The organism is Ilumatobacter sp., from assembly GCF_049588435.1.
In the GTDB taxonomy this organism is placed as follows: domain Bacteria; phylum Actinomycetota; class Acidimicrobiia; order Acidimicrobiales; family Ilumatobacteraceae; genus Ilumatobacter_A.
Genome location: NZ_JBAVYV010000194.1, coordinates 1 through 1,535 on the forward strand (window position 1 = coordinate 1; position 1,535 = coordinate 1,535).

The 1,535-nt window shown below is 64.0% G+C and carries 1 protein-coding gene; it reads right to left on the reverse strand.

The genetic code is table 11. The features are described from left to right. Positions 1-245: 245 nt before the first annotated feature. The gene (locus WBV89_RS07150; RefSeq protein ID WP_423980643.1) at positions 246-1,169 is read right to left on the reverse strand and encodes a tyrosine-type recombinase/integrase; all 924 of its coding nucleotides are present in this window, start codon (positions 1,167-1,169) and stop codon (positions 246-248) included. Positions 1,170-1,535: the final 366 nt, after the last annotated feature.

Consider the following 1,535-nt stretch of genomic DNA (forward strand, 5'->3'; position numbering starts at 1 on the left):
GTTCGGCCGGAAGGACAGAACGGTGGGTGAGGCGAGCTGGGCATAGCGCAACGTCGTGATCAACGCACGCTGACAGCACCCCGAGTATCCGCGATCGCCAGAACGAGGCGCATATCGGCACCGGCCAACCACTCGCCAACCTGTCCTGGAACCGGCAAACATGAGCGCTCTCGATCGAGGCGCGGAAGCCGGAATGGGTCCTTGATCCGCACCATATCGCGCCCGGTGTCGAGGTCGATATGGCATCAAGGATTGGCTAGTAGGCGACCGAGCGTTGTTCCCCCGGACACGGTGGGCCGTACGCGATGGCGGTAGTGGAGCGAGGCCATGCGGGTGTCTTTGTGGCCCAGTTGATCAGCGACGACCTCGAGCGGGACTCCGGCGTCCGAGAGTAGGGACGCGGCGGTGTGGCGGAGCGAGTTCGGCGACCACTCGGGCGCGAGACCGGCTTCTTTGACGACCTGATCGAACTCCTTGCGGTTCTTTGCAGGGTCGGTGGGTGTGCCGACCGAGGTCGTGAAGACGAGGCCCTCCTCGTTCGTCCACACCTCGCCAGCCGCCAACCGTTCGACGTTCTGGATGCGCTTGCGAATGCGGAGTGCGTCGAACACCTCGTCGGGCGCATCGAGTGAGCGGACCGACTGCATCGTCTTCGGCACGCCGATGTACAACTCGCCGGCGGCGCCGCGCTTGAGGGTTCGGCGGATGTGGATGATCTGGTTGGCGAAGTCGACGTCGTCCCACGACAGGCCGGCAGCTTCGCCGGGTCGTATGCCGAGGAAAACCATCACACGCCACATCGCGTCGAGGTGTGAGTCGGTCGACGCACTCAGGAACGCACACACTTGCTCACTCGTCATCGATTTCAGCGGGGGAGAGGGCGCCGCATCGGGCGGTAGCCCACTGACCGTTGCAACGTTACGGAAGACGATCTCGCGACGCTCCGCCCACTGCAGCGCGATCCGCAACGTCGTGCGAATCTTCGAGAGCGACGACTTCGAGAGCCCGGCATCGCAGCGGCGACGGAACATGACCTCGACGTCGTCGGGGGAGAGCGTCTTGAGCCGCTTGTGGCCGATGTCGTCGAGGATGATCTTTCGCGCCCAGTCGTGTGAGGCGACCGATCCCGGCTGCAGGTTGCGGGAGGGCAGTCCCTTCTCGAACCACATATCGACGAGGTCGCCGACGGTGAGGTTGCCGGGAGTGACGGGGCGGCCGGTGTCGCAGGTTGGACAAAAAGCCTGGTAGATCGACCGCTCAGGACGGAGGCGAACAACAGCGAACACGACGGATCAGGCTTACAAGGAAGATGTCGGGGGGTTCGAGTCCCTCTTCGCCCACTACATCTCCTTTGGTAGACCACCAGGTTGGGCGGGGAACATCTTCCCTCAGTTCGATTGGGGGTTCGATGGCGCGGTCGACCGGCCGTGTTTGGATCCTCTCGGCCAGCCGTTCGGTCGCGTTCGATCTGGACGGCTACCGGGTCTCGGTGTGAAGCGCCGACTTGTATGTGAGGTGCCGGTCGCGGCGGGTTC

Bases quoted from the DNA above. Each gene is read 5' to 3' on its own strand.
- WBV89_RS07150 (WP_423980643.1), bottom strand. From the start codon at position 1,169: ATGTGGTTCGAGAAGGGACTGCCCTCCCGCAACCTGCAGCCGGGATCG.